This is a genomic window from Solilutibacter pythonis, assembly GCF_003697345.1.
Taxonomy (GTDB): Bacteria; Pseudomonadota; Gammaproteobacteria; order Xanthomonadales; family Xanthomonadaceae; genus Solilutibacter; species Solilutibacter pythonis.
Genome location: NZ_RFLY01000004.1, coordinates 20,286 through 42,671 on the forward strand (window position 1 = coordinate 20,286; position 22,386 = coordinate 42,671).

20 protein-coding genes and 1 pseudogene are annotated in these 22,386 nt (G+C 68.9%); 14 read left to right on the plus strand and 7 right to left on the minus strand.

Features of this window, described 5'->3' with window-relative positions; genetic code table 11:
• Nucleotides 1-23: 23 nt before the first annotated feature.
• The 8 genes from EBB59_RS03565 (at nt 24) to rpoH (ending at nt 7,739) form a co-directional block, all read left to right on the plus strand.
• Nucleotides 24-347: a lipid-A-disaccharide synthase N-terminal domain-containing protein gene (locus EBB59_RS03565; RefSeq protein ID WP_425451793.1), complete on the plus strand. Its 324-nt coding sequence runs from the start codon at nt 24-26 to the stop codon at nt 345-347.
• A 72-nt stretch (nt 348-419) separates the two neighbouring features.
• On the plus strand, nt 420-2,201 hold the full coding sequence (locus tag EBB59_RS03570) for a DUF885 domain-containing protein (RefSeq protein WP_122100785.1): 1,782 nt from the start codon (nt 420-422) through the stop codon (nt 2,199-2,201).
• 220 nt (nt 2,202-2,421) lie between these two features.
• Entirely contained in the window at nt 2,422-3,111 is a 690-nt protein-coding gene (gene ftsE, locus EBB59_RS03575; protein ID WP_122100786.1) for a cell division ATP-binding protein FtsE, read from the plus strand.
• Nucleotides 3,104-4,039: a permease-like cell division protein FtsX gene (ftsX, locus tag EBB59_RS03580; RefSeq protein ID WP_122100787.1), complete on the plus strand. Its 936-nt coding sequence runs from the start codon at nt 3,104-3,106 to the stop codon at nt 4,037-4,039. The genes ftsE and ftsX overlap by 8 nt, the downstream gene beginning before the upstream one ends.
• 1 nt (nt 4,040) lies before the next feature.
• Nucleotides 4,041-4,892 carry a response regulator gene (locus EBB59_RS03585; protein ID WP_122100788.1) on the plus strand — a complete coding sequence of 284 codons (852 nt, stop codon included), beginning with the start codon at nt 4,041-4,043 and terminating at the stop codon, nt 4,890-4,892.
• On the plus strand, nt 4,889-5,596 hold the full coding sequence (gene ung, locus EBB59_RS03590) for a uracil-DNA glycosylase (RefSeq protein ID WP_122100789.1): 708 nt from the start codon (nt 4,889-4,891) through the stop codon (nt 5,594-5,596). Before EBB59_RS03585 ends, ung begins: the two co-directional genes overlap by 4 nt.
• Nucleotides 5,597-5,624: 28 nt before the next feature.
• Entirely contained in the window at nt 5,625-6,710 is a 1,086-nt protein-coding gene (locus EBB59_RS03595) for a prephenate dehydrogenase/arogenate dehydrogenase family protein (RefSeq protein ID WP_122100790.1), read from the plus strand.
• A gap of 150 nt (nt 6,711-6,860) precedes the next feature.
• Nucleotides 6,861-7,739 (plus strand): RNA polymerase sigma factor RpoH, encoded by an 879-nt coding sequence (gene rpoH / locus EBB59_RS03600; RefSeq protein ID WP_122100791.1) that lies wholly within the window; start codon nt 6,861-6,863, stop codon nt 7,737-7,739.
• A gap of 61 nt (nt 7,740-7,800) precedes the next feature.
• Here the strand turns inward: rpoH and EBB59_RS03605 are convergent, their stop codons facing one another.
• The gene (locus tag EBB59_RS03605) at nt 7,801-10,038 is read right to left on the minus strand and encodes a primosomal protein N' (RefSeq protein ID WP_122100792.1); all 2,238 of its coding nucleotides are present in this window, start codon (nt 10,036-10,038) and stop codon (nt 7,801-7,803) included.
• Nucleotides 10,039-10,459: 421 nt separating this feature from the next.
• Here EBB59_RS03605 and EBB59_RS03610 point away from each other — a divergent pair, with 421 nt between their 5' ends.
• Complete coding sequence (locus tag EBB59_RS03610) at nt 10,460-11,377, plus strand: hypothetical protein (RefSeq protein WP_122100793.1); 918 nt, start codon at nt 10,460-10,462, stop codon at nt 11,375-11,377.
• On the plus strand, nt 11,367-11,921 hold the full coding sequence (locus tag EBB59_RS03615; RefSeq protein WP_122100794.1) for a DUF3106 domain-containing protein: 555 nt from the start codon (nt 11,367-11,369) through the stop codon (nt 11,919-11,921). The genes EBB59_RS03610 and EBB59_RS03615 overlap by 11 nt, the downstream gene beginning before the upstream one ends.
• A gap of 1 nt (nt 11,922) precedes the next feature.
• On the opposite strand, the gene EBB59_RS13730 is transcribed toward EBB59_RS03615, so the two are convergent.
• The 4 genes and pseudogenes from EBB59_RS13730 to EBB59_RS03625 form a co-directional block, all read right to left on the minus strand.
• Nucleotides 11,923-12,240, minus strand: coding sequence for a DUF4286 family protein (locus EBB59_RS13730; protein ID WP_158601700.1), 318 nt, complete (start codon nt 12,238-12,240; stop codon nt 11,923-11,925).
• A complete protein-coding gene (locus tag EBB59_RS13735; RefSeq protein WP_158601701.1) occupies nt 12,237-12,743 on the minus strand; it encodes a hypothetical protein in 507 nt (168 codons plus the stop codon). Before EBB59_RS13735 ends, EBB59_RS13730 begins: the two co-directional genes overlap by 4 nt.
• Nucleotides 12,740-12,994: a hypothetical protein gene (locus EBB59_RS13740; RefSeq protein WP_158601702.1), complete on the minus strand. Its 255-nt coding sequence runs from the start codon at nt 12,992-12,994 to the stop codon at nt 12,740-12,742. The genes EBB59_RS13735 and EBB59_RS13740 overlap by 4 nt, the downstream gene beginning before the upstream one ends.
• Nucleotides 12,995-13,152: 158 nt before the next feature.
• Nucleotides 13,153-13,392, minus strand: a pseudogene (locus tag EBB59_RS03625) (hypothetical protein); the annotation flags it as partial.
• A gap of 82 nt (nt 13,393-13,474) precedes the next feature.
• Here EBB59_RS03625 and EBB59_RS03630 point away from each other — a divergent pair.
• Nucleotides 13,475-14,821, plus strand: a complete 1,347-nt coding sequence (locus EBB59_RS03630) for an MATE family efflux transporter (RefSeq protein ID WP_122100795.1) — start codon at nt 13,475-13,477, stop codon at nt 14,819-14,821.
• Between the two features lie 67 nt (nt 14,822-14,888).
• Nucleotides 14,889-16,814 carry a signal peptide peptidase SppA gene (sppA, locus tag EBB59_RS03635; RefSeq protein ID WP_122100796.1) on the plus strand — a complete coding sequence of 642 codons (1,926 nt, stop codon included), beginning with the start codon at nt 14,889-14,891 and terminating at the stop codon, nt 16,812-16,814.
• 550 nt (nt 16,815-17,364) lie between these two features.
• Here the strand turns inward: sppA and EBB59_RS03640 are convergent.
• Both EBB59_RS03640 and EBB59_RS03645 read right to left on the minus strand, forming a co-directional pair.
• Complete coding sequence (locus EBB59_RS03640; RefSeq protein ID WP_147455494.1) at nt 17,365-18,282, minus strand: hypothetical protein; 918 nt, start codon at nt 18,280-18,282, stop codon at nt 17,365-17,367.
• 36 nt (nt 18,283-18,318) lie between these two features.
• A complete protein-coding gene (locus tag EBB59_RS03645; RefSeq protein ID WP_122100798.1) occupies nt 18,319-19,041 on the minus strand; it encodes a glutamine amidotransferase in 723 nt (240 codons plus the stop codon).
• Nucleotides 19,042-19,108: 67 nt separating this feature from the next.
• Between EBB59_RS03645 and glyQ the strand changes: the two genes are divergently transcribed.
• Both glyQ and glyS read left to right on the plus strand, forming a co-directional pair.
• Nucleotides 19,109-20,041: a glycine--tRNA ligase subunit alpha gene (gene glyQ / locus EBB59_RS03650; protein WP_122100799.1), complete on the plus strand. Its 933-nt coding sequence runs from the start codon at nt 19,109-19,111 to the stop codon at nt 20,039-20,041.
• Nucleotides 20,042-20,055: 14 nt separating this feature from the next.
• Nucleotides 20,056-22,224 carry a glycine--tRNA ligase subunit beta gene (glyS, locus tag EBB59_RS03655; protein WP_122100921.1) on the plus strand — a complete coding sequence of 723 codons (2,169 nt, stop codon included), beginning with the start codon at nt 20,056-20,058 and terminating at the stop codon, nt 22,222-22,224.
• Nucleotides 22,225-22,386 lie beyond the last annotated feature (162 nt).

The window sequence follows — 22,386 nt, forward strand, 5'->3', positions numbered from 1 at the left end:
TCGCGCCGGAAGCGTCCGGGTTCATGGACAACCCCATCGCCTGGCTTGGCTGGACCGGCATCCACATGACGCCGTGGAAGATCGTCGGCTGGGTCGGCGCGCTGATGTTCGGCGGGCGCTGGCTGGTGCAGTTCGTCGCCAGCAAGCGGGCGAAGAAGCCGGTGATCCCCCGCCTGTTCTGGTACATGAGCATCGTCGGCAGCCTGATGACGCTCTCCTACTTCGTCTTCGGTAAGAACGATTCGGTCGGCATCCTGCAAAACCTGTTTCCCACCCTGACCGCCGGCTACAGCCTGTGGCTGGACATCCGCCATCGCGGCTGGAAACGCGACCGCGCATCGCACTGAACGGGACTTCCGGCACGGGCGACGGCGACGCCAGCGGTTAGCATCGGGGCTTCGCCGCCGTTTTCCCGCGCCATGACAATTAAGCCACTGTTCCTCGCCTGCCTGCTGGTCCTGCCGCCGGCGGTATCCGCCCACGCCCAGACGGACCAGCCACCGCACGCGCGCGCCGAGTCCGCACTGGACGCGAAATTCCGTACCCTCCACGAGCGCGAATGGACGTGGCGGCAGGAACAGAACGGCATCGCCGGCGAGGAGGACGGCCCACCGGCGCGCATCGCCCTGCCCGACGTCTCGCCCGCCGCGCAAGCCGCGCGGCTGAAGCGCTGGGAAAGCGTGCTGCGCGAACTCGACGCCATCGACCCGGCGAAACTCTCCGAGGCGAACCGCATCCACTACCTCGTCTACCGCCCGCAGGTGGAAAACCTGGCCGCCGGCGCGCGCTTCCACGACTACGAGATGCCGTTCAACGCCGACTCCTCGTTCTGGTCGTCGCTGGGCTTCATCGGCCAGCGCGAACTGCGCACGCCACGGCAATACCGCGACTACATCGCCCTGCTGCGCGAGGTGCCGCGCTACTTCGACCAACACATGGCGAACATGCGCGCCGGCCTGGCGCGCGGCTTTTCCGTGCCGCGCGCGACCCTGGACGGCCGCGACGGCTCGATCGCCCAGGTGGCGACGCTCGCCGACCCCGGGCAGGCCGCCCTCTACCGCCCGTTCAAGCGCATGCCGGCCACCATCCCGACCGCCGAGCAAAACCAGTTGCGCGAAGAAGCCAGGCGCGCGATCGGCGAGGCCGTGATCCCCGCCTACGGCAAGCTGCTCGCCTTCTTCCGCGAGGAATACACGCCCAAGGCGCGCACCACGCTGGCGGCCGAGGCCATGCCCGATGGCGTGGCCTGGTATCGCCAGCAAATCCGCCACTACACCACGCTCGAGCTCCCGCCGGAGGACATCCACCGGATCGGCCTGAAGGAAGTCGCGCGGATTCGCGCCGAGATGGAAGCGATCATCGAGCAGGTCGGTTTCGAAGGGAAATCGAAAGCGACCCGTTTCCAGGATTTCCTCGCTTTCCTGCGCACCGACCCCCGCTTCTACGCCACCACCGCGCAACAACTGCTCGACCGCGCGGCATGGATTTCCAAGCGCGTGGACGGGGAAGTGGGCAAGATCATCGGCAAACTGCCGCGCAATCGCTTCGCCATCGTCGAAGTTCCAGCGGACATCGCCCCCTTCTGGACCGCCGGCCGGGGCGGCGCCGGCACCTATTGGCTCAACACCTACGACCTGCCCTCGCGCCCGCTCTACAACCTGCCGGCGCTGACCCTGCACGAATCCTCGCCCGGCCACTCGCTGCAAGGCTCGCTGGTGATGGAGATGGGCGAAATGCCCGGCTTCCGCAAGGAATACATCAGCGCCTACGGCGAGGGCTGGGGCCTGTATTCGGAATGGCTGGGCAAGGAAATGGGCATCTACCAGACCCCCTACGAGGATTTCGGCCGGCTCACCTACGCCATGTGGCGCGCCTGCCGCCTGGTCATCGACACCGGCGTGCACCACAAAGGCTGGACGCGCGACCAGGCGCTGGCCTACCTGCGCGACAACACCGCCCTGTCCGAGCACGAAGTGACGACCGAAGTCGATCGCTACATCAGTTGGCCGGCGCAGGCCCTGAGCTACAAGTTGGGCGAACTGGCGATCATGCGCCTGCGCGCCGAAGCCGAACGCGAATTGGGCCGGAAGTTCGACGCGCGCCGCTTCCACGACGCGCTGCTCGCGCAAGGCGCGCTGCCATTGCCGGTACTGGAAAACGAAATCCGGGCGTTCATCGCGCGCGAGAAGCGACGCGACTGAAACGGCCGAAGGACAACGCGCGCCGCACCACCACGAACGGACGGCCGGAGCGCCGCCAGCGTTTCCTGCGCGCCCCGGCCCGCGCAGGAAACCACGCCCCAGCGCGCCACGCCACGATGCCTCCGGCCATCCGGCCAGCCCCCGCCATCGCCCGCGCGAACGGCGGCGAAAGCCCCCTTCCCCATCCGGCTTCCCCGATCACTCCCCCTATACTTCGCCCATGACCCTCCTCCGCTTCGACAACGTGAGCAAGCGCTACCCCAGCGGGCAGGAAGCGCTCAGCGAGGTTTCCTTCGCGGTGGCCCCGGGCGAGATGCTGTTCGTCACCGGCCACTCCGGCGCCGGCAAAAGCACCCTGCTGAAACTGATCCAACTGGCCGAACGGCCCAGTCGCGGCGCCGTGCTGCTCGATGAAAAGAACCTGCTGAAAGTGCGTGGGCGCAAGGTCGCGCTGCACCGGCGCGAAGTCGGCGTGGTCTACCAGAACCACCAGTTGCTGACCGACCGCAGCGTGCACGAAAACGTGGCGCTGCCGCTGATCCTGCGCGGCATGCGCCGCGCCGAGACCGGCAAGCGGGTACGGGCGATGCTGGAACGGCTGGGTCTTGGCGGGCGCGAGAAAGCCCTACCCGGCCAACTGTCGGCGGGCGAGCAGCAACGTGTCGGCATCGCCCGCGCGCTGGTCGGCGAGCCGCGCCTGCTGGTGGCCGACGAGCCCACCGGCAACCTCGACCCCACCCTCTCGGCGGAAATCATGGAACTGTTCGCGGCCCTGCCCGAGCGCGGCACCAGCGTGCTGGTCGCCAGCCACGACCTCGGCCTGGTCAAGCGGATGAAGAAACGCGTGCTGGTGCTGGACCACGGCCGGCTGGCGGACGACATCGCGCCGGAGGACCTGGCCGATGCATAAGGCTCACCGCTCGCCGCCGCCCTCCGGCTTCGCGACATGGCTCGATCACCACCTCTACAGCCTGATGGCGAGCCTGGGCCGCGCGGTCAGAAAACCATGGGCGACCCTGCTCACCATCGGCGTGATGGCCGTGGCGCTGTCGCTGCCGCTCGGCCTCGGGCTGGTGCTGGCCAACGTCGAACGCTTCGCCGGCAACGTGCGGGAAGCACGCGAGATGAGCGTCTTCCTCAAACAGGAAGTGGCGATGGAACGCGCCCGCATCCTGGCCGACGAACTGCGCGGCCGCCCGGACGTGGCCACGCTGGAATGGAAGACCCCGGACGAAGGACTCGCCGGCCTGCGCGAGAACCCGGCGCTCGGCGATGCCATCGACCAGATGGAAGCCAACCCGCTGCCGCATCTCTACATCGTCGTACCCAAAACCGACGAAACCGCGCTGGCCCGGCACCTCGGCGCACTGCCGGAAGTCGAACTGGTGCAACACGATGTCCTCTGGCGCCAGCGCCTCGACCAATGGCTGGCCTTCGGCGAGCGCCTGGCCTGGGTGCTGGCCGTGCTACTGGGCGCGGGCGCCTTGCTGGTGGTCGGCAACACCGTGCGCCTGGATATCCAATCGCGTCGCGAAGAAATCGGCGTACTGCAACTGCTCGGCGCCACCGATGGCTTCATCCGCCGACCCTTTCTCTACCTGGGCGCATGGTATGGCCTGGCCGCCGGCGCACTGGCGCTGGCTTTGCTGACGCTGGCCCACCATTACCTCGCCCCGCCGCTGGCGAAACTGGCGGCCAGCTACGGCAGCCGCTTCGTGCTGCAGGGCTTCAACCCACTGCAAGCGCTGGCGGTCGCGGTCGCGGCGGGCCTGCTTGGCTGGCTCGGCGCCGGACTGGTCACGGGCCATTACCTGCGCCAGACCCGCCCGGAGCGCTGAAATGCCCACCTCTCGTCACGACCTGCGCCATGTGGTGTCCGACGCCCCCCGCGTACTGGTGGTGGATGGCTCGAAGCTGGTGCGGAAACTGATCGGCGACGTACTGGCCCGCGAGTTGCCGAACACCCATCTGCGCCAGGCCGACAGCGTGGCCGCCGCCCGCGACGCGCTCGGCGATGGCGCGATCGATCTGGTCACCACCTCGCTGGTATTGCCCGACGGCGACGGTCTGGCCGTCGCCAACGCCGTGCGCGAGAGCGCCGGGCAGGCCTACGTGCCGGTGATCGTGGTATCCGGCGAGGCACAGGCGAGGCTGGAATCGCGCACGCTGAGCGAGGACATCACCGACTATTTCGACAAGGCGCTGGGAATGCGCGCCCTGGTCGCCTTCATCCGCGGCTACGTGAACCCCAAGCCGGTTCCCGGCGCGCACGTGCTCTACATCGAGGACAGCCGGGTGGTGGCGTTGGCGACCAAGCGCATGCTGGAATCGCAGCGGCTGCGCGTCACCCACCTCGCCAGCGCCGAAGCGGCGATCGAATGGCTGGACGCGCAACGGCTGGAATCCGGCGGCCCCGGCTGCGACCTCGTCCTGACCGACCTCTATCTCACCGGCGCGCTCACCGGCCAGGACGTGCTGACCCACGCGCGCACGCGGCTCGGCTACGGCAAGCGCCGCCTGCCGGCGCTGGTGATGACCGGCGACGAGAACGCCGAGAACCATCGCGCGCTAATCCACGCCGGCGCCAACGACCTGGTGCTGAAACCCATCGAGGAGCGCCTGCTGCTGACCAAGGTGCTGTTCCAGCTCCGCCTCGCGGCAATGCCCGAAACACCGGGAGCCGCCGCATGAGCGAAGCCCGCGAACTGCGGCTGGAGCCTTCGTGGAAGGCGCGGGTCGGCGACTGGTTCCACCGCGACGACATGCGGGCGCTGTCCGCCTTTCTGCGCCAGCGCGGCCGGGCCGGCGCGCGCATCCACCCGGCGCCTGCGCACATCTTCGCCACCTTCGACGCCACCCCGTTCGACGCGGTGAAGATCGTCATCCTCGGCCAGGACCCCTACCACGGGCGGGGTCAGGCTCACGGGCTGTGCTTCTCCGTGCAGCCGGGCGTGCCGGTACCGCCTTCCCTCCTCAACATCTACAAGGAGCTTGAGGAGGATGTCGGCTTCCAACGCCCGGATCACGGCTGGCTGATGCCCTGGGCCGAACGCGGCGTGCTGCTGCTGAACGCGGTGCTCACCGTCGAGGAAGGCCGCGCCGGCAGCCACCAGGGCAAAGGCTGGGAAGGCTTCACCGACCACGTGGTCGACGTGCTCAACCGCGAACGCGAGGGCCTGGTATTCCTGCTCTGGGGCAGCTATGCGCAGGCCAAGGGCAAGGTGATCGATACCCGCCGCCATCGCGTGCTGCGCGCGCCGCACCCCTCGCCACTGTCGGCGCACCGGGGCTTCCTCGGCTGCCGGCACTTCTCCCAGGCCAACGATTACCTGGCCCGGCGCGGCGAAACCCCGATGGACTGGTCATTGCCCATGCGGCGCGAACTGCCCGCCTAGACCGTTCGCGACATGCCACACTGCGGCGATGACTCACCACGTCCCTCCTTCCACGCCGGATGACGCCGGCGACATCGGCCTGCTCGGCTACGGGCGCTTCGGCGCCGCGCTGGCCGGCCTGCTGAGCGCGCACGGTCGGCGCTGGCGCGCCTTCGATCCGCATGCCGAAGTCCCGGCGGCGCACGCCGCGGCCAACATCGAGGCGCTCGCACGCGCCTCCGACCTGCTGGTCATCGCGGTGCCGGTGCCGGCATTCGAGCGCACGCTACGCACGCTGCGCCCGTTGCTCGAAACCCGCCACACCGTGATCGACGTCGGCAGCGTCAAGCAGCGGCCCTGCGCCTTGATGGACGAGGTACTGGGCGAAACCATCGCGCATGCCGGCACTCACCCACTGTTCGGCCCGCTCAGCATCGCCCGCGCCGAACCGCGCCGGGTGGTGATCTGCGCCAGCGCGCATCACCCGGCCAGCGCCGAACGCATCGCCAGCCTGTTCGTCGGACTGGGCTGCGAAGTGGCGATGCAATCCCCGGAAACCCATGACCGCCACATGGCCCTGACCCACGCGATGGCCTTCTTCATCGCCAAGGGCCTGCTCGATCTCGGCATCGGCGACGATCTGCGCTGGACGCCGCCAAGCTTCGCCGCGCTGGCGGCCTCGATCGCCGCGGTGCGCGCCGACGCCGGCCACCTGTTCGCCGCCATCCACCACGAGAACCCGCACGCCGCCGACACACGCCGCCAGTTCATCGAAGCGCTCGGCCTGATCGACGCCCGCATCGGCGAGGACGGCGACCACGCGCTGCCGGCGCAGACCGACGCCGCGCTGGCCATCCCCGACCTCGGCCAGCATTCGCCGGCGCTGCGCGAGGTGCGCGAGCACATCGACGAGCTCGACCGCGAGCTGGTCGATCTGCTGCGCCGGCGGCGCGAGCTGTCCACCCGCGCCGCCGAGGCCAAGCGCCGGCTGGGCGCGCCGGTGCTCGACCCGACCCGCGAGACCGAGCTACTGCGGCGGCGCGGCGACTGGGCCGCCGCCGCCGGGCTGGAACCGGACGCGGTGCAGGCGCTGTTCAAGGGCATCCTGGGAATGAGCCGGCGCGCCCAGGGCTGAGCATTGCAAACGGTCATCGCACCCCCACCTGTGATTAACGACCGGCATGCTGCAATACCGACACGAACCCGCCGTTGTTCCATGAATGGAACGAAACGGATGGTTTTCGACCCTCAACACTCACCAATGACCACTGCTAGAATCACCCGCATGAATGCACAAGCCGCGACTTACCCGTTGATTCCCAACAATCTGCCGGTGCCGAGCGCGCTGGGCTCGCTGGAAGCCTACATCGGCGCGGTGCACCAGATCCCGGTATTGAGCGTCGAGGAAGAACAAGGTTTCGCCCGCCGCCTGCGCGAGGACAACGATTTGTCCGCCGCGCAGAACCTGATCCTCGCCCACCTGCGCTTCGTGGTCCACGTGGCGCGTGGCTACAGCGGCTACGGCCTGCAACTGGGCGACCTGATCCAGGAAGGCAACGTCGGCCTGATGAAAGCGGTCAAGCGCTTCGACCCGGACATGGGCGTGCGTCTGGTCAGCTTCGCCGTGCACTGGATACGCGCCGAGATGCACGAGTTCATCATCAAGAACTGGCGCATCGTCAAGGTGGCCACCACCAAGGCGCAGCGCAAGCTGTTCTTCAACCTGCGCAAGTCCAAGACCCGGCTCGGCTGGATGAACGCCGAGGAAGTCCGCACCGTGGCGCGGGAGCTGAACGTTCCCGAGGCCGAGGTGCTGGAAATGGAAGCGCGCCTGTCCGGCCGCGACATCGGCTTCGACGCCCCCGATTCGGACGACGACGACCACGCGCCGCCCTCCCCGGTCGCCTATCTCGCCGCCGGCGACGAAGACCCCTCCGAAGCCTACGAACGCGCCGACAGCGAGGACCATCAGCTTTCGCTGCTGCGCGAGAGCCTGGCCCGTTTGGATGCGCGCAGCCGCGACATCATCAAGCGCCGCTGGCTGGATGCCGACAGCAAGGTGACGTTGCAGGAACTGGCCGACGAGTACGGTGTGAGCGCCGAGCGCATCCGCCAGATCGAGGCCAACGCGCTGAAAAAGATGAAGGCGCTGTTCGCGGCCTGAGCGCCCGAGCGATTGGATCGAAGCGACGGCCCGGGAAACCGGGCCGTCGGCGTTTGCGCCGTCAGTACAGATCCACCGGATCCACGTCCAGCGACCAACGCGATTTTCGCGCCTCGGGCAGGCCGTAAAGCTGCGGGACGACCGCCTCCAGCACGCGGTGCAGTTCGTCGCGCCGGGGCGAAAGCAGCACCAGTTGCGCGCGCTGATAACCCGCGCGGCGCGGATGCGGGGCGGGCAGCGGGCCATGCAGCGCCAGCACCGGGCCATCGGCGGGGAAAGATGACGCCGATGCGCCGATGGCGGCCTGTAGCAACGATTTCGCCGCGCGCAGCAATTGCATCGGCGAATCGGCGTGCTTCGCCTCCGCGCGCAGCACGGCGATGTGGGCGAAGGGCGGAAAGCCGGCGGCCTGGCGCGCCTCCCGCTCGGTCTCGGCGAACGCGTGATAACCGCCGTGGATCAGTGTCCGCAGCAAAGGATGCTCGGGGTGATGCGTCTGCAACAGCACCTCGCCCGGTCTGTCGGCGCGGCCGGCGCGGCCGGCGACCTGGATCAGCAACTGCGCGAGTTTTTCGCCGCCGCGGAAATCGGCCGAATAAAGTCCTTCATCGATGCCGGCCACGGCGACCAGCGTCAGATTGGGCAGATCGTGGCCCTTGGCCAGCATCTGGGTGCCGATCAGGATGCCGGGGCGCTCGCCAAGCGCATCGAAGTGTTTCTGCAAGGCGTCACGGCCCTGGGTGCTGCCCCGGTCGATGCGGATCACCGGCACGTTGGCGAAGGCGTCGGCAAGGTATTCCTCGATCCGCTCGGTGCCGTTGCCCTGGGGTTGCAGCGCCATACTGGCGCAGTCCGGGCAGGCCGGCGGCGCGGCGCGGCGGTGGCCGCAGTGGTGGCAATGCAGGCGGCGGCCGTGGGCATGCACGGTCATCGGCGTGGATCGCTCGGGCGTGCTGCAACGCGAGCAATGCGCGCTCCAGCCGCAATCGTGGCAAAGCAGCACCGGCGCATAGCCGCGACGGTTGCGAAACACCAGCACCTGGCCGCCGGCATCGAGCGCGCGGCGGATGGCTTCCACCACCTCCGGCGACAACCCGGCCCGCAACGGGCGTTTGCGCACGTCGATCACGCGCACCGTGGGCGGTTGCGCCGCGCCGGCGCGCTTGTCCAGGCGCAAGCGGGTGTAACGCCCCAGTTCGGCGTTGTGCAGCGATTCCAGCGAAGGCGTGGCGCTGCCCAGCACGATCGGCGAATCCAGCCGCTTGGCCCGCACCAGGGCGAAATCGCGGGCGTGGTAGCGGATGCCGTCGAACTGTTTGTAGCTGCCATCGTGCTCCTCGTCGACCACCACGAGGCCGGCCTCCGGCAACGGTACGAACACCGCCGAGCGGGTGCCGACGATCACGCGCGCCGCGCCGCGCGCCGCCGCCAGCCAAGTCCTGGCGCGCTCGCCATCGTTGAGCCCCGAATGCAGCGCATGCACCGGCACGCCCAGCCGGCGCTGGAAGCGCGCGAGCATCGCGGGCGTCAGGCCGATTTCCGGCACCAGCACCAGCGCCTGCCGGCCGCGCGCGAGGCAGGCGGCGATCGCCTCCAGATACACCTCGGTCTTGCCGCTGCCGGTGACGCCATCGAGCAGAAAGGCGGCGAAGCCCTCGGCGGCGATCAGCGCATCGGCGGCGGCGCGCTGGGCCGGGTTGAGCGGCGGCCCCGGCCGGGCGGCCGCGCGCGCGCGGTCAGCCGTTTCATCGGCCTCCCGCACAACCAGACCACGCTTCTCCAGCGCGCGCATCGGGGCGCGCCAGCCGGGGTGAAGGTCGTCCAGCAAGGTTTCCGCAAGGCCGGCGCCGGCATGCCGCGAGAGGTATTCGGCCAGCGTCTTCGGCCGGCCGGCGCGTAGCGCGGGCAAGGCGGTGCGTCCGGCCTCGCTCAGGCGCCAGGCGTGAGCGATGGTCTCCGGCAACGGGTCGCCACGGCGCAGGGCGGCGGGCAGCGCGGTCGCCAGCACCTCGCCCAGCGGCGCATGCAGATAGCCGGCCAGCCAGTGCAGCGAGCGCGGCAATTCGCCGGTCAGCAGCGGGCCGGGATCGAGAAAGCCGATGGCCTCGCGCAGCGCAGCTTCGCCCTCGCCCGGTCCGAGGGCGGCCACCATTCCGACCAGTTCGCGCGCGCCGAAGGGTACCCGCAGGCGCCGGCCGACATCCCCCGGGCCGGGGCGGTGGCCGGGCGGCGGCGCATAGTCGAACAACCGCGGCAACGGCACCGGCAGGGCCACCTTGAGCGTGGGAAAGTCGGGCATGGCGGCGATTGTAGGCGCTGGCGAAGCGACGCCCACGGCCGGACGGGCGCGGGGGCGAGTTGCGTCGGGAAGTTCCCCCACCGGCTCATCAATCTTCCGCAAGTGATTGTTGGGCAAGGGGAAAGGCGCTTATCCACACAAGCTGTGGATAACTCTGTGAGTAGCGCAAGCTGAACAGCGTCATTGCGTAGTGATTCAAGGGGCAAAGGGGGATTGGCGAAAAAATAGCCAACATATGTTTTTTCTTTTAAATCACATACTTGGCCGTGGAACACGCATGAAACATGGCTGAATCGACGGCCGCGCGCCGCAACGTGACGAATTTTTGAAGCCTGTGCACAAAGCCGCCCGAAAGGCTTGCGTTCGCCATCGAATTGTGCGGGGTGCGGGTATCCCGGCGGGGCCGCTATCATCGCCGCCGATGCCCGTCCCGCCATCCGACGCCCCGCCTTGCCCGCACCGGCCAGACATCCATGCGCTGGCGCGATCGCTGGCGCTGTTCGTGACGCAGGTGTCGGGCCATGCCGCGCTTGGCGAGCGCATGGCCGCACGCGCGCTGGCCACGGCGATGCCCGACGCCGGGCGGGAGCCCCCGCCCCATGCGCTGGCCTTGCGCGCCTGGCGGGCGACGCTCGACCTGCCGGGCCCGCCCATCGCCCCAGCCCCGCCGGCATCCGCGCTGCCGGAGCTGCCGCCCGGCCTACGCACCTTCGCCCTGCTTTGGCTATTATCGGACATGAGCGCACCGGAACTGGCGGCGATGCTGCGGCTGCCCCCCGCCCGCTGCCGCGCCGCAATGGCCCGGATCGACACCGTGCTGGGCGGCGCGGCACGGCGCGAAGCCTGCCGCACCGATCTGCAAGCGCAAACCCGACGCTGGCCAATGGCGCGCGGCACCGGCATCGTCGGCGGGCCGGCCGCGCCCGGCGCATCGCCGGAATCGGACGTGCGCGCCCGGGCACAGGGGCCGATGCCGCGCGCCGCGCGCATCGCGCTGGGCGTCGTCGCCAGCCTGACGCTGCTGGCGTTCTCGGCCACCTGGTGGCTGCCGGAGACATGGCGGGACGACGCTGACGAACCACGCATCCACACCCGCCCCCTGCCCGCCGCCGCCGCGCCGGCCTCCCGCTTCGATACCGCCGCGGCCATCGCCCTCCATCCCGACCACGAACTGCTGAACCTCCCCGATGCCGATGCGCGCATCGCCCGGGAGAGCGCTTTCTACGCCTGGTATCAGGCCGAACGGCTCGGCATCTCCAGCTACGAGCCGCCGACGCCCACCGCCGAGAAACCCGAAGGCGCGGCCACCGGCCTGCCGGAGCCGATCGATGCCCCCTGAAGCGATCCACCGCCGTCGCTGGCCACTGTGGCTGGCCGTGCTGGCCCTCCTGTCGCCCGCCACGGCGGCGGCGCCTCAAGGGCAAAAAGACCTGGCGGCACGCATCGCCGCCTGGCAGGCGCTGACGCCACAAGCGCGCCGCGAGGCCCGGATGGAAATACAAGCCTGGCGGCGATTGCCGGCGCAACGACAAGCCCAACTGCGCGATGCCGCCGCCGCGTTCGCCGCCCTGCCCGCGGAGGAACAGACCGCCCTGCGCGCCCGTTTCGCCGCATTGCCGGCCGATGAACGCCACGGCTGGCGGCTCGGCCCGGCGCTGGGGCCTTGGTATCCGCGCCTGCAACCCCTGCTGGGTTGGGTACCGGAGGCCGAACGCACGGCGCTCCTCAAGGTATTGCACGACATGCCGCCACAAGAACTGGAAGTGCTCTCGCGCCTGGCCTTCTCCACGCCGCCCGCCAAGCGCGATGCCCTACGCATCCACCTCCTCCGCCAACCGGCCGGCGAGCGCCTGCATTGGCTGCGGGCCCGGTTGGAAGACTGACTCAGCCCGGCAAAACCCTCAGCACCCGCCGCGTGGCGCGTAAGCGGCCGCCGAAACGCGCAGTGCCCGCCTCGCGCATCCGCGCGGCGTGCCGGTCGAAGTAATCGCGCAGCGCATCCGCATCGCGCAAGCGATAACGCACCGAAAGCGCCACTTCGCCGGGCGCGGACGCGGGCTCGACCATCTCGCCCACATCGGCCGTGGATAAACCGGGCAGGGCGAGCATCTCGCCGACGTGCGTCGGCGGCCAGGCGCGGAACTCTCCGGCGATGGCCGCCTCGATGCGGAAATTCACCTCGTAGACGACCGGCGCGCTCATTTCAGGAACACCGTGACCAGCGCCACCAGCGCGACCAACCCGACCAGGATCGAATACACGAAACCGATCGCGAGGAATGTCGGCGCCGTCAGCCACCACGGCTGGCGATACACCCGCCACTGGGTGGCCAAGAGCCAGACCACGCCCCCCGCCGTCCCGGCCAGTCGGGCGATTTCGTTCAACCTCGCCAGCCAGCCCCAATGCGTCCATTGCGCCAGCAGCGCGCGCGACAGCATTACCGTGGCCGCCAGCAGCAGGAAGGGATGGCTGTAGAGCGCCACCACCAGATGCTCCAGGTATTTCCACGGGGCGAACGGATAAGCCAGCCGCAGCAGCAGCGCGAACGCCGGCACCAGGAAGAACAACGCGGTGGGAATAGCCGAAAGCCAGGCATCGGTGAGCTTCTCCGGCGCGCTCGCCAGCGATTTCACGTTCGCCAGCGCGCGCGGCGCGGCCCGGTGGTTGAGCCAGCCGTTGACGAACGCCGGCGCGCCGGGAATCACCAGCGGGTCGGTCGGCGCATGCCAGGGCTTGCCGTCGATTTCGAAAGGCCGGTCGAACGGTACCGGGGCGCTTCGCCGCGCTCCCGCACCGCGCGGATTTCCGCGACGCGCTGGTCGGCGCGCCGGCGGATGCGCGATTCGGCCTCCAGCAACGCGCCTTCGGCGGCGCGCCATTCGCCCGCCGCGTCCCCCGCCGTATCCGCCCGCGATGCCGGCCGGACGCTCTCCAGCGCCTTCGCGATCCGTGCCACTTCCCGGCACGCAGGCGCTCGACATCGGCCTCGGTGCGGGCGGCCTCGATACTGCCCGATCCCGGACGCAGCACGCTCCCGCGATCGACCTGATGCGCCAGGAAGATGGTGAACAGCGACAGGATCACGAAGATCCGCAAGGGCGGCAGGTAACGCACGCGCTTGCCTCCGAGATAGGCGTTGACGACCCGTCCCGGCACGCAGAGATCGCGCAGGTGCGGAAGACCCACCCGTCGAGATGCCAGAACGATTCGAACACCTCTTCCACCGCGTGGCCGGGATGCTTCAGCGGGTTGTGCGCGGATTGCCCGCAAACGTGGCGATACGGGCCGACCGTCGGCGTGCCGCAGTTGTCGCGAATGCTTGTCTGGCGTGTCCCGCTTATCGCCCGTCGCCATGCGTCCCGCGCCGGGGACTCAGTAAGATAGCGGCCCGAGCGACGGCCGACGTCGCTTTTTTCTTTCGCCAGGTTTCCTCGCCATGTCCGCCCCGCCGCCTTTCCGCCATGAGATCGCCCGCAGCGCGCGCCTGGCCGCGCCGCTGGCGGCCGGGCACCTGGCGACCGGGATGATCGGGCTGGTCGACAGCATGATCGCCGGCCACCACGGCACCGCCACGCTGGCCGCGGTCTCGGTGGGCACGGCGATGTTCTGGCTGCCGATGATGATCCCGATGGGCACGCTGATGGCGCTGCCGCCCTCGGTCTCCCAGCTCGACGGCGCCGGTCGCCGCGACGAGATCGCGCCGCTGTTCCGCCAGGCGCTGTGGCTGGCGGCGCTCTTGGGCGCGCTGATGTGGCTCCTCATCACCCTGTTGCCGCTGGCGCTGGCGCCGTTTGGCATCACCGAGACGATCCGCCCGGGCGCGACCGCCTTCCTGCACGGGATTCGCTGGGGCGTGCCGGCGCTGACGCTCTACCTCGCCATGCGCTACCTCTGCGACGGCCTGCACTGGTCGCTGCCGACCATGCTGTTCGGCCTCGGCGGCCTGCTGGTGCTGGCGCCGATGGGCTACGTGCTGGCGTTCGGCAGGCTCGGCTTCCCGGAAATGGGCGCGGGCGGCCTGGGCATCGCCTCGGCCCTGATGATGTGGGCGCAAGCGCTGGGCTTCGCGCTGTATCTCGCCACCTCCGGGCGGATGGCCGGGCTGCGCCTGTTCGGACACCTGGAAGGCCCCTCGCCGGCGGCGCTGTGCTCGCTGTTGAAGACCGGCCTGCCGATCGGCGTCACCGTGGCGATGGAAGGCAGCCTGTTCATCGTCACCGCGCTCCTCATCGGGCGGATCGGCGAAATCGAAGCCGCCGCGCACCAGATCGCCATCAACGTCGCCAGCCTGTGCTTCATGATTCCATTCGGTATCGCCGAGGCCACCACGGTGCGGGTCGGCAACGCGCTGGGCCGGGGCGATCGCGCGGGCATCCTGCGCGCCGCCCGGGCCGGGCTGGCGCTGGTGCTGTGCACGCAATTGGTCTCCGGCGTGGCGATGGTGAGCGGCCACGACTTCATCGTCGCCCGCTACACCCAGGACGCGGCGGTGGCGGCGCTGGCCTCGGCGTTGCTGCTCTACGCCGCCGCCTTCCAGTTCCCGGACGGCATCCAGGTGCTGTCGGCCGGCGCGCTGCGCGGGCTGAAGGACACCCGCGTACCGATGTTCCTGGCCGCGTTCGCCTACTGGGGCATCGGCATGCCGCTCGGCGCCGGCCTCGGCCTGGCGCTCGGCTGGGGGCCGAAGGGCATGTGGATCGGCCTGATCGCCGGCCTCGTGGTGGCCTCGGTACTGCTGACCACGCGTTTCGCGCGGAGCGCGCGGCGCTTGCCGATGCCCTGACCTCCGATGCATGCATCGGTCATCCCCTCGCGTTAGTCTGGACACCGTTTCAAGGAGCACGCCCCGCATGAACGCCATTCCACCGCCGCCGCCGGTCCCCGGCCAGCGCGGCCCGATCACCCGTCTCTTCATCGGCCTGTGGGACGCGATGAACTTCACCCGGCGGTTGATCCTCAACTTCCTTTTCTTCGGCCTACTGCTACTGCTTCTGATCGTGGTGATGGTGGCGATGATCGGCGGCGGCAAGGCCAGCGTCGTCTCCGAGCGCACGACCCTGGTGCTCGCGCCGATGGGCCGGCTGGTCGAACAGGACAGCCGCGACGCCCTGACCCGCATGCTGGCCAACGCCAACCTGGATTCCAGCCGCGCCCAGGTGCAATTGCGCGACCTGCTGACGGTGATCGACGCGGCCGCCAAGGACAAGAAGATCGAACGCGTACTGCTGGACGTGGACGATTTCTCGCCCGCCGGCTTCGCCGCGCTCAATGAAGTCGCCGGCGCGCTGCAACGGCTGCGCAAGGCCGGCAAGCAGATCGTCGCGGTCAGCCGCGGCATGAGCCAGTCGCAGTACTACCTGGCCGCGCAGGCCGACGAAATCTACCTCGACCCCGATGGCTACGGCATCGTACTGGAAGGTCTGTCCGGCTACCGCCCGTACATGCGCGAAGGCTTGCAGGACAAGCTCGGCATCGATTTCCACCTGTTCAAGGTGGGCGAATACAAATCCGCCGCCGAACCCTACGTGCGCGATGCCGCCTCGCCCGAAGCCAAGGAAGCCGATCTGTTCTGGATGAGCGACATCTGGAACCGCTACCTCGCCGAAATCGCCCAGCGCCGCAAACTGGCGCCGGCCACGCTGGCCGCCGGCATCGACGGCATCGCCGCCGGGTTGGAGGCCGCGCAAGGCGACCTCAACCAGTACGCATTGCGGCAGAAACTGGTCGATGGCCTGAAGACCCGCGAAGAAGTGGAAGCGCTGATGACCGAACGCGGCGTCGCCGACGACAAGGCCGAAGGCGGCTTCCGCCAGATCGACTTCGCCCAGTACCTGCGCCACGTCTCGCCCAAGCTGCCGGTCGAGGCCGACCCGCGCCCGCAGGTGGCGGTGGTGGTGGCCGAGGGCGAGATCATGCCGGGCGAACAACCGCGCGGCGCGGTGGGCGGCGAAACCGTCGCCGCCCTACTGCGCGACGCCCGCGACGACGACAAGATCAAGGCCGTCGTGCTGCGGGTGAACTCGCCGGGCGGCGAGGTCTACGCCTCCGAGCAGATCCGCCGCGAGGTGGCGGCGCTGAAGAAGGCCGGCAAACCGGTGGTGGTCTCGATGGGCGACGTCGCCGCGTCCGGCGGCTATTGGATCAGCATGAACGCCGAGCGCATCTACGCCGAACCGACCACCATCACCGGCTCGATCGGCATCTTCGGCCTGATCCCCAACTTCACCCGCACGCTGGACAAACTCGGCGTACACACCGACGGCGTCGGCACCACTCGCATCGCCGGCAGCTTCGACCCCACCCGCCCGCTCGACCCCGAGGCCGGCAAGCTGATCCAATCGATCATCGACAAGGGCTACCGCGATTTCACCGGCAAAGTCGCCGCCGCGCGCGGCAAGCCGGTGGCCGATGTCGATGCGGTCGCCCGCGGCCGCGTCTGGAGCGGCGCGCAGGCGAGGGAACGCGGCCTGGTGGACGAATTCGGCGGCGTGCGCGATGCCATCGCCGATGCCGCCAAACGCGTCAAGCTCGACGAAGGCAAATACCTGGTGCGCTACGTCGAAGAGCCGATACCGCCATTCGACGCCTTCATCGGCAACCTGATGCAAGGCCGCGCCGGGATGACCCTGCTGCAAGAATCGCCATGGCTGCGCGGCGTGCTGGGGCTGGCCGAACCCCGGTTGGCCGAGCCGCTGCGCTTCCTCGAAGCACAGGCGCGTGATCGCGACGGCCCACGCATCCGCGCCGCGGCTCACTGCTTCTGCGCGCCCCGATGAAACGGCTGGCGGGGGAACGCCCCGCCATGCCCGCCACGCCCAGCGCAAGCCGTCCGGGCAATCCCGTTTCTTACTGAAACATGCCGGCGAATCGCCGGCCTCGCGCCGCCCATCCTCGCCACGGCTCACTACTTCTGCGCCCCCCGATGAAACGGCTGGCGGGGGAACGCCCCGCCATGCCCGCCACGCCCAGCGCAAGCCGTCCGGGCGTCCCGTCCCTTACTGAAACATGCCGGCGAATCGCCGGCTTCGCGCCGCCCATCCTCGCCACGGCTCACTACTTCTGCGCGCCCCGATGAAACGGCTGGCGGGGGAACGCCCCGCCATGCCCGCCACGCCCAGCGCAAGCCGTCCGGGCGTCCCGTCCCTTACTGAAACATGCCGGCGAATCGCCGGCCTCGCCCCGCGCATCCGCACGCAACGATGCCGCCCAACGGCAGCCGCACGTCCCCCGGACGATGAGGCCGGCAGGCGGGCAACCCGCCTTGGACGCCGACCGCTTCTCCGCCGCCCTGCCGTTGCGTCTTCTCCAGAGACCGAGCGCGGGCGCTCAAACCTCGATATGAGTACTCGCCCGAGGCGCTTGCGCACGCTCCGCATCACCGAAAGTATCGCGCCAGATCAGATAACCGCCACCGCAGATCACCACCAGCACCGCCGAGATGAACGCCAGGGTGAACACAAGCCCCACCAACAACGCCAACGGCATGAACAGCTTGCCCAGCACCAGCAACAACACACTGCCCACCACCGACAGCAGCAGCACCGCGACCATCACCGCGCCGAAGAACAGCCCGGCGGCCAGCACGTTGGGCGCCAGGTTGCGCAGCGCGGCACGGGCGGCGGCCTTCGCCGCATCGACGAAACCCAGGCCGGAAAGCGCCACCAGCGCGATACCGAGCAACATCACCGTGGCGGTGAAGTAATTGAAGACGAGTTGCCAGAGAAACAGCAGCAACGGGTGCGCCGGCGTCGGCAAGGGCACTGGCTGCTGTTGCCGCATCATCGCGTTGACCGCCTCGTTGTAGGCGGCCATGTAGTCCTCGCCGGCCAGATGCCGCGTCAGCAACAAACCCGCCGCCATCGCCACGATCTGCAACCCCCCGAAGGCGGCCAGACGGCCGCCGCGACCACCGCGCAGCGGCCCATAGATATCCCGGGCGCGCACCGGGCGACCGGCTTCGGCTTCACGGATCACATGCATCAGCCCCCCCACCAGCACCGGTACCAGCAGGAACACCGCCACCACCGTCAGCAACGTCAGGGCCAGCGCCAGCGTGCCCGGCTCGCCGCCACCCGCCCCGCCCAACAACCCGGCCAGCAGGCCCCCGCCGATCACGATCAGATAAAGCGAACCGACCAGCAGCAAGGCGGCGCCGAAAATCGCGCGCGGATTGCGCACGCCGAGATTGATGGCTTCGATGAACCAACGCCAGGCCTGGGCCGGCGGCAACGGACGGATCTGCATGGATATTCCGGGGACGGACTCGTGGGGACACACGGCCTAGCGGTGGCGAAGCGCGGCGTGGCGGACGAATTGTCGCAAAATCCCACGCGCCACGGGCGCCGGGCGCACCGCCGCGTGCAAGGCGGCCGGGCTGCGCCCCTCCTCGCGCAGGGCCGGGGCGCGCGCGGCGATGTAACCGCGCATGTGGCGCGAAGAAAATTCCGGGTGGAACTGCACGCCCCATGCCTGCCCGCCGACGCGGAAGGCCGCACACCCATCGAGATCGGTCTCGGCCAGCACCTCGGCGCCGGGCGGCTGCGCCAGCACCGTTTGCAGATGGGTGGCGTGCGCGGAAAACCGCCCGGGCTTGCCGGCAAACAGACAGTCGCGCGACGCCGCCGGACGCAGCCGCACCTCGACCGTCCCCATCTCGCGCCCGCGCGGGTTGTCGCCCACCTCGCCCCCCAGCGCGTGCGCCAGCAGTTGGTGGCCGTAGCAGATGCCGAATACCGGCACGTCCGCATCCGCCGCGCGCTTCAGCCAGTCGGCGGCGGATTCGCTCCACGGCCGGCGATGGCTGACCATCGCCCCTGAGCCCGTCACCAGAATGCCGGCATGGCCCCGTGGCGGCGGCAGCGCCTCGGCGGATTCGGCATCCACCACGCGCGCCTCATCCCCACGCAATCCGGCGGCCACCCGGATCCAGTGCGGAAAGCCGCCATGGCGACGCATCGGCACCACCGGCGTACCGGTCTGGAGGATCAGGAAAGGCAAGGACATCGGGATTTCCGTTGGGGTTCGAGCGGGGCCACTTATACTAATGAAAGTGAAATTACGGCCTCCTTCCATGCCCGCCGACCGCGTTTCCATCACCTTCCAGCAGCTCATCCAACGCCTCAACGAATACTGGGGCGGCCAGGGCTGCGTACTGATCCAGCCGCTCGATCTCGAAGTCGGCGCCGGCACCTTCCACCCCGCCACCTTCCTGCGCGCGCTCGGCCCCGAGCCGTGGAACGCCGCCTATGTGCAACCCAGCCGCCGCCCCACCGACGGCCGCTACGGCGAGAACCCCAACCGCCTGCAACGCTACTACCAGTACCAGGTGGTGATGAAGCCCTCGCCGGACGACCTCGTCGACCTGTACTTCGACTCGCTGAAATCCCTCGGCGTCGATCCCGAAATCCACGACCTGCGCCTGGTCGAGGACAACTGGGAATCGCCGACGCTCGGCGCCTGGGGCCTGGGCTGGGAAGTCTGGTTGAACGGCATGGAAGTCACCCAGTTCACCTGGTTCCAGCAGGCCGGCGGCCTGGAATGCCGCCCGGTACTGGGCGAGATCACCTACGGCCTGGAACGCCTGTGCATGTACCTGCAAAACGTCGATGACGTATTCGACCTGGTCTGGACCTACGGCCCCGACGGCAGGCCCGTCACCTATCGCGATGTCTACCACCAGAACGAAGTCGAACAAAGCACCTACAACTTCGAGCACGCCAACGTCGACGTCCTGTTCCGCCACTTCGACGAAGCCGAGGAACAAGCGCGAAAACTGGTCGAAGCCGAACTCCCCCTGCCCGCCTACGAACAAGTGATGAAGGCCAGCCACAGCTTCAACCTGCTCGACGCCCGCCGCGCCATCAGCGTGACCGAACGCCAACGCTACATCCTGCGCGTGCGCAACCTGGCGCGCGCGGTGGCCGAGAGCTACCACGCCCAACGCGAGAAACTCGGCTTTCCCGGCTTGAAAAACACCCGCCTCCAACCCCGGGAGGCCGCGTGATGCCGACCCCCGACATGCAACCGCTGCTGATCGAACTCGGCACCGAGGAACTGCCGGTCAAGGCCCTGCCGGGACTGGCGCAGGCATTCTTCGACGGCGTGCTGGCCGGGCTGGAAAAACGCGGCATCGCCTGCCAACGCGGCGATGCCAAGGCGCTCTACACCCCACGCCGCCTCGCCGTGCTACTGCCGGGCGTGGCCAGCGAACAACCCGAGCAAAGAAACGAAACCCTCGGCCCCTATCTCAACATCGCCCTGGATGCCGATGGCCAACCGACCCGGGCCTTGCAAGGCTTCGCCGCCAAGGCCGGCATCGATTGGACGGCGCTGGAAAAAACCAGCGACGCCAAGGGCGAACGCTTCGTCGTGCGCAGCGTCAGGCCGGGCGCGCCGACCCGCGAACTGCTGGCCGCGATCGTCGACGAAGCGATCGCCGCGATGCCCATCCCCAAACCGATGCGCTGGGGCGCGCACGCATACGCCTTCGCCCGCCCGGTCCATTGGCTGGTGATGCTGCTGGGCGATGAAATCGCCCCGGGCAAAGTGATGGGCATCGAAGCCGGCAACCGCTCGCGCGGCCACCGCTTCATGCACATGGGCGAGCTGGCGATTGCCACGCCATCGGCCTACGTCGAAACGCTGCGCGAAGCCAAAGTGCTGGTCGACCCCGACGAACGCCGCGCGCGCATCGTCGCCCAGGCCGAGGCCGCCGCGCGCGAAGTCGGCGGCACCGCGCGCATCGACCAATCGTTGCTGGAAGAAGTCAACGGCCTGACCGAATGGCCGGTCGCGGTGCGCTGCGCCTTCGAGCACGCCTTCCTGGCCGTACCGCAGGAAGCGCTGATCTCGACGATGGAAGCCAACCAGAAATTCTTCCCGGTGCTCAACGACGAAGGCCGTCTCACCGAGCACTTCATCGGCACCAGCAACATCGAATCGAAAGACGTCGCCGAAGTGCGCAAAGGCTACGAACGCGTCATCCGCCCACGCTTCGCCGATGCCCGGTTCTTCTTCGACGAAGACCTGAAACAGGGCCTGACCTCGATGAACGATGGCCTCGGCACGGTCAAATACCAGGACAAGCTGGGCAGCCTGGCCGACAAGGTGACGCGTGTCGTCGCGCTCGCTGAAACCATTGCGCCCCAGGTCGGCGTGGACGCGGCCCAGGCGCGTCGCGCGGCGGCATTGTCGAAAGCCGACCTGCAATCGCGCATGGTCAACGAGTTCCCCGAATTGCAAGGCGTCGCCGGACGCCACTACGCCGCCGCGATGGGCGAGTCGGCGGAAATCGCCGCCGCCATCGACGAAGGCTGGATGCCGCGCAACGCGGCCGACGACATCGCCCCCTCGAAACTGGGCCAGGTACTGGCCATCGCCGAACGCCTCGACACCCTGGCGGGCGGTTTCGCCGCCGGCCTCAAACCGACCGGCAACAAAGACCCGTTCGCGCTGCGGCGCAACGCGCTGGGGCTGGCGCGGACGCTCATCGAAGGGGGAATGGACGTGGACTTGCCCGCCTGCCTGCTGAAAGCATCCGAGCAGACATGCCAGGCCATTTTGCTCCAGACGCACAACCCGCGGGCGCGGAAAGTGAACGCCGCGGCGGAAAACGGCGGGCAGGCCGCCAAGGCGCGGGCAGACTCGACGCACCCGCACGATGCGGGCCAGATCGCAAACGATGTCCACGACTTCATCATCGAGCGCCTGCGCGGCTGGTACGAGGATCGCGGCGTCGGCGCGCAGCGGTTCGATGCCGTCGCCGCGCTGCGCCCGGCCTCGCTGACCGATTTCGACGCCCGAGTGAAAGCGCTCGGCGAATTCGCCCGGCTGCCCGAGGCCGCCGCGCTCGCCGCCGCCAACAAGCGCGCCCGCAACCTTCTGAAGAAAGCCGGAGACGCGGTTCCAAACGACATCGATACCTCGCTGTTCGTCGAACCCGCCGAGCGCGACCTCGCCACCGCGCTCGATGCCCTCATCGCCGAAACCGACCCGTTGCTCGGCGCGCGCGATTACCTCGCCGCGCTCACCCGCATGGCGGCGCTGCGCCCGACGCTCGACGCCTTCTTCGACAACGTGATGGTCAATGCCGAAGACGAAAAAGTACGCGGCAACCGCCTCGCCCTGCTACGGAAACTCGCCGATCGGCTGGGCAGCGTGGCGGCGATCGAGCATTTGAGCAGTTGAATGTCCATCGCCCCTCAAAACTGGCTGGACGAATCGTTCCAGTCACCCGCCCGAGGGGCGAGACAGGCACGCTTGCATGAGAAATCCCAAGCCAATATGATCGCCCGTCAGGAGTAAGCTCATCGATCCATCGCTTCCCCAAACTGGACACAAAGGAGCGAA

Coding starts and splice junctions, on each gene's coding strand:
- EBB59_RS03565 (WP_425451793.1), top strand. CDS start 24: ATGGACAACCCCATCGCCTGGCTTGGCTGGACCGGCATCCACATGACG.
- EBB59_RS03570 (WP_122100785.1), top strand. CDS start 420: ATGACAATTAAGCCACTGTTCCTCGCCTGCCTGCTGGTCCTGCCGCCG.
- ftsE (WP_122100786.1), top strand. CDS start 2,422: ATGACCCTCCTCCGCTTCGACAACGTGAGCAAGCGCTACCCCAGCGGG.
- ftsX (WP_122100787.1), top strand. CDS start 3,104: ATGCATAAGGCTCACCGCTCGCCGCCGCCCTCCGGCTTCGCGACATGG.
- EBB59_RS03585 (WP_122100788.1), top strand. CDS start 4,041: ATGCCCACCTCTCGTCACGACCTGCGCCATGTGGTGTCCGACGCCCCC.
- ung (WP_122100789.1), top strand. CDS start 4,889: ATGAGCGAAGCCCGCGAACTGCGGCTGGAGCCTTCGTGGAAGGCGCGG.
- EBB59_RS03595 (WP_122100790.1), top strand. CDS start 5,625: ATGACTCACCACGTCCCTCCTTCCACGCCGGATGACGCCGGCGACATC.
- rpoH (WP_122100791.1), top strand. CDS start 6,861: ATGAATGCACAAGCCGCGACTTACCCGTTGATTCCCAACAATCTGCCG.
- EBB59_RS03605 (WP_122100792.1), bottom strand. CDS start 10,038: ATGCCCGACTTTCCCACGCTCAAGGTGGCCCTGCCGGTGCCGTTGCCG.
- EBB59_RS03610 (WP_122100793.1), top strand. CDS start 10,460: ATGCCCGTCCCGCCATCCGACGCCCCGCCTTGCCCGCACCGGCCAGAC.
- EBB59_RS03615 (WP_122100794.1), top strand. CDS start 11,367: ATGCCCCCTGAAGCGATCCACCGCCGTCGCTGGCCACTGTGGCTGGCC.
- EBB59_RS13730 (WP_158601700.1), bottom strand. CDS start 12,240: ATGAGCGCGCCGGTCGTCTACGAGGTGAATTTCCGCATCGAGGCGGCC.
- EBB59_RS03630 (WP_122100795.1), top strand. CDS start 13,475: ATGTCCGCCCCGCCGCCTTTCCGCCATGAGATCGCCCGCAGCGCGCGC.
- sppA (WP_122100796.1), top strand. CDS start 14,889: ATGAACGCCATTCCACCGCCGCCGCCGGTCCCCGGCCAGCGCGGCCCG.
- EBB59_RS03640 (WP_147455494.1), bottom strand. CDS start 18,282: ATGCAGATCCGTCCGTTGCCGCCGGCCCAGGCCTGGCGTTGGTTCATC.
- EBB59_RS03645 (WP_122100798.1), bottom strand. CDS start 19,041: ATGTCCTTGCCTTTCCTGATCCTCCAGACCGGTACGCCGGTGGTGCCG.
- glyQ (WP_122100799.1), top strand. CDS start 19,109: ATGCCCGCCGACCGCGTTTCCATCACCTTCCAGCAGCTCATCCAACGC.
- glyS (WP_122100921.1), top strand. CDS start 20,056: ATGCAACCGCTGCTGATCGAACTCGGCACCGAGGAACTGCCGGTCAAG.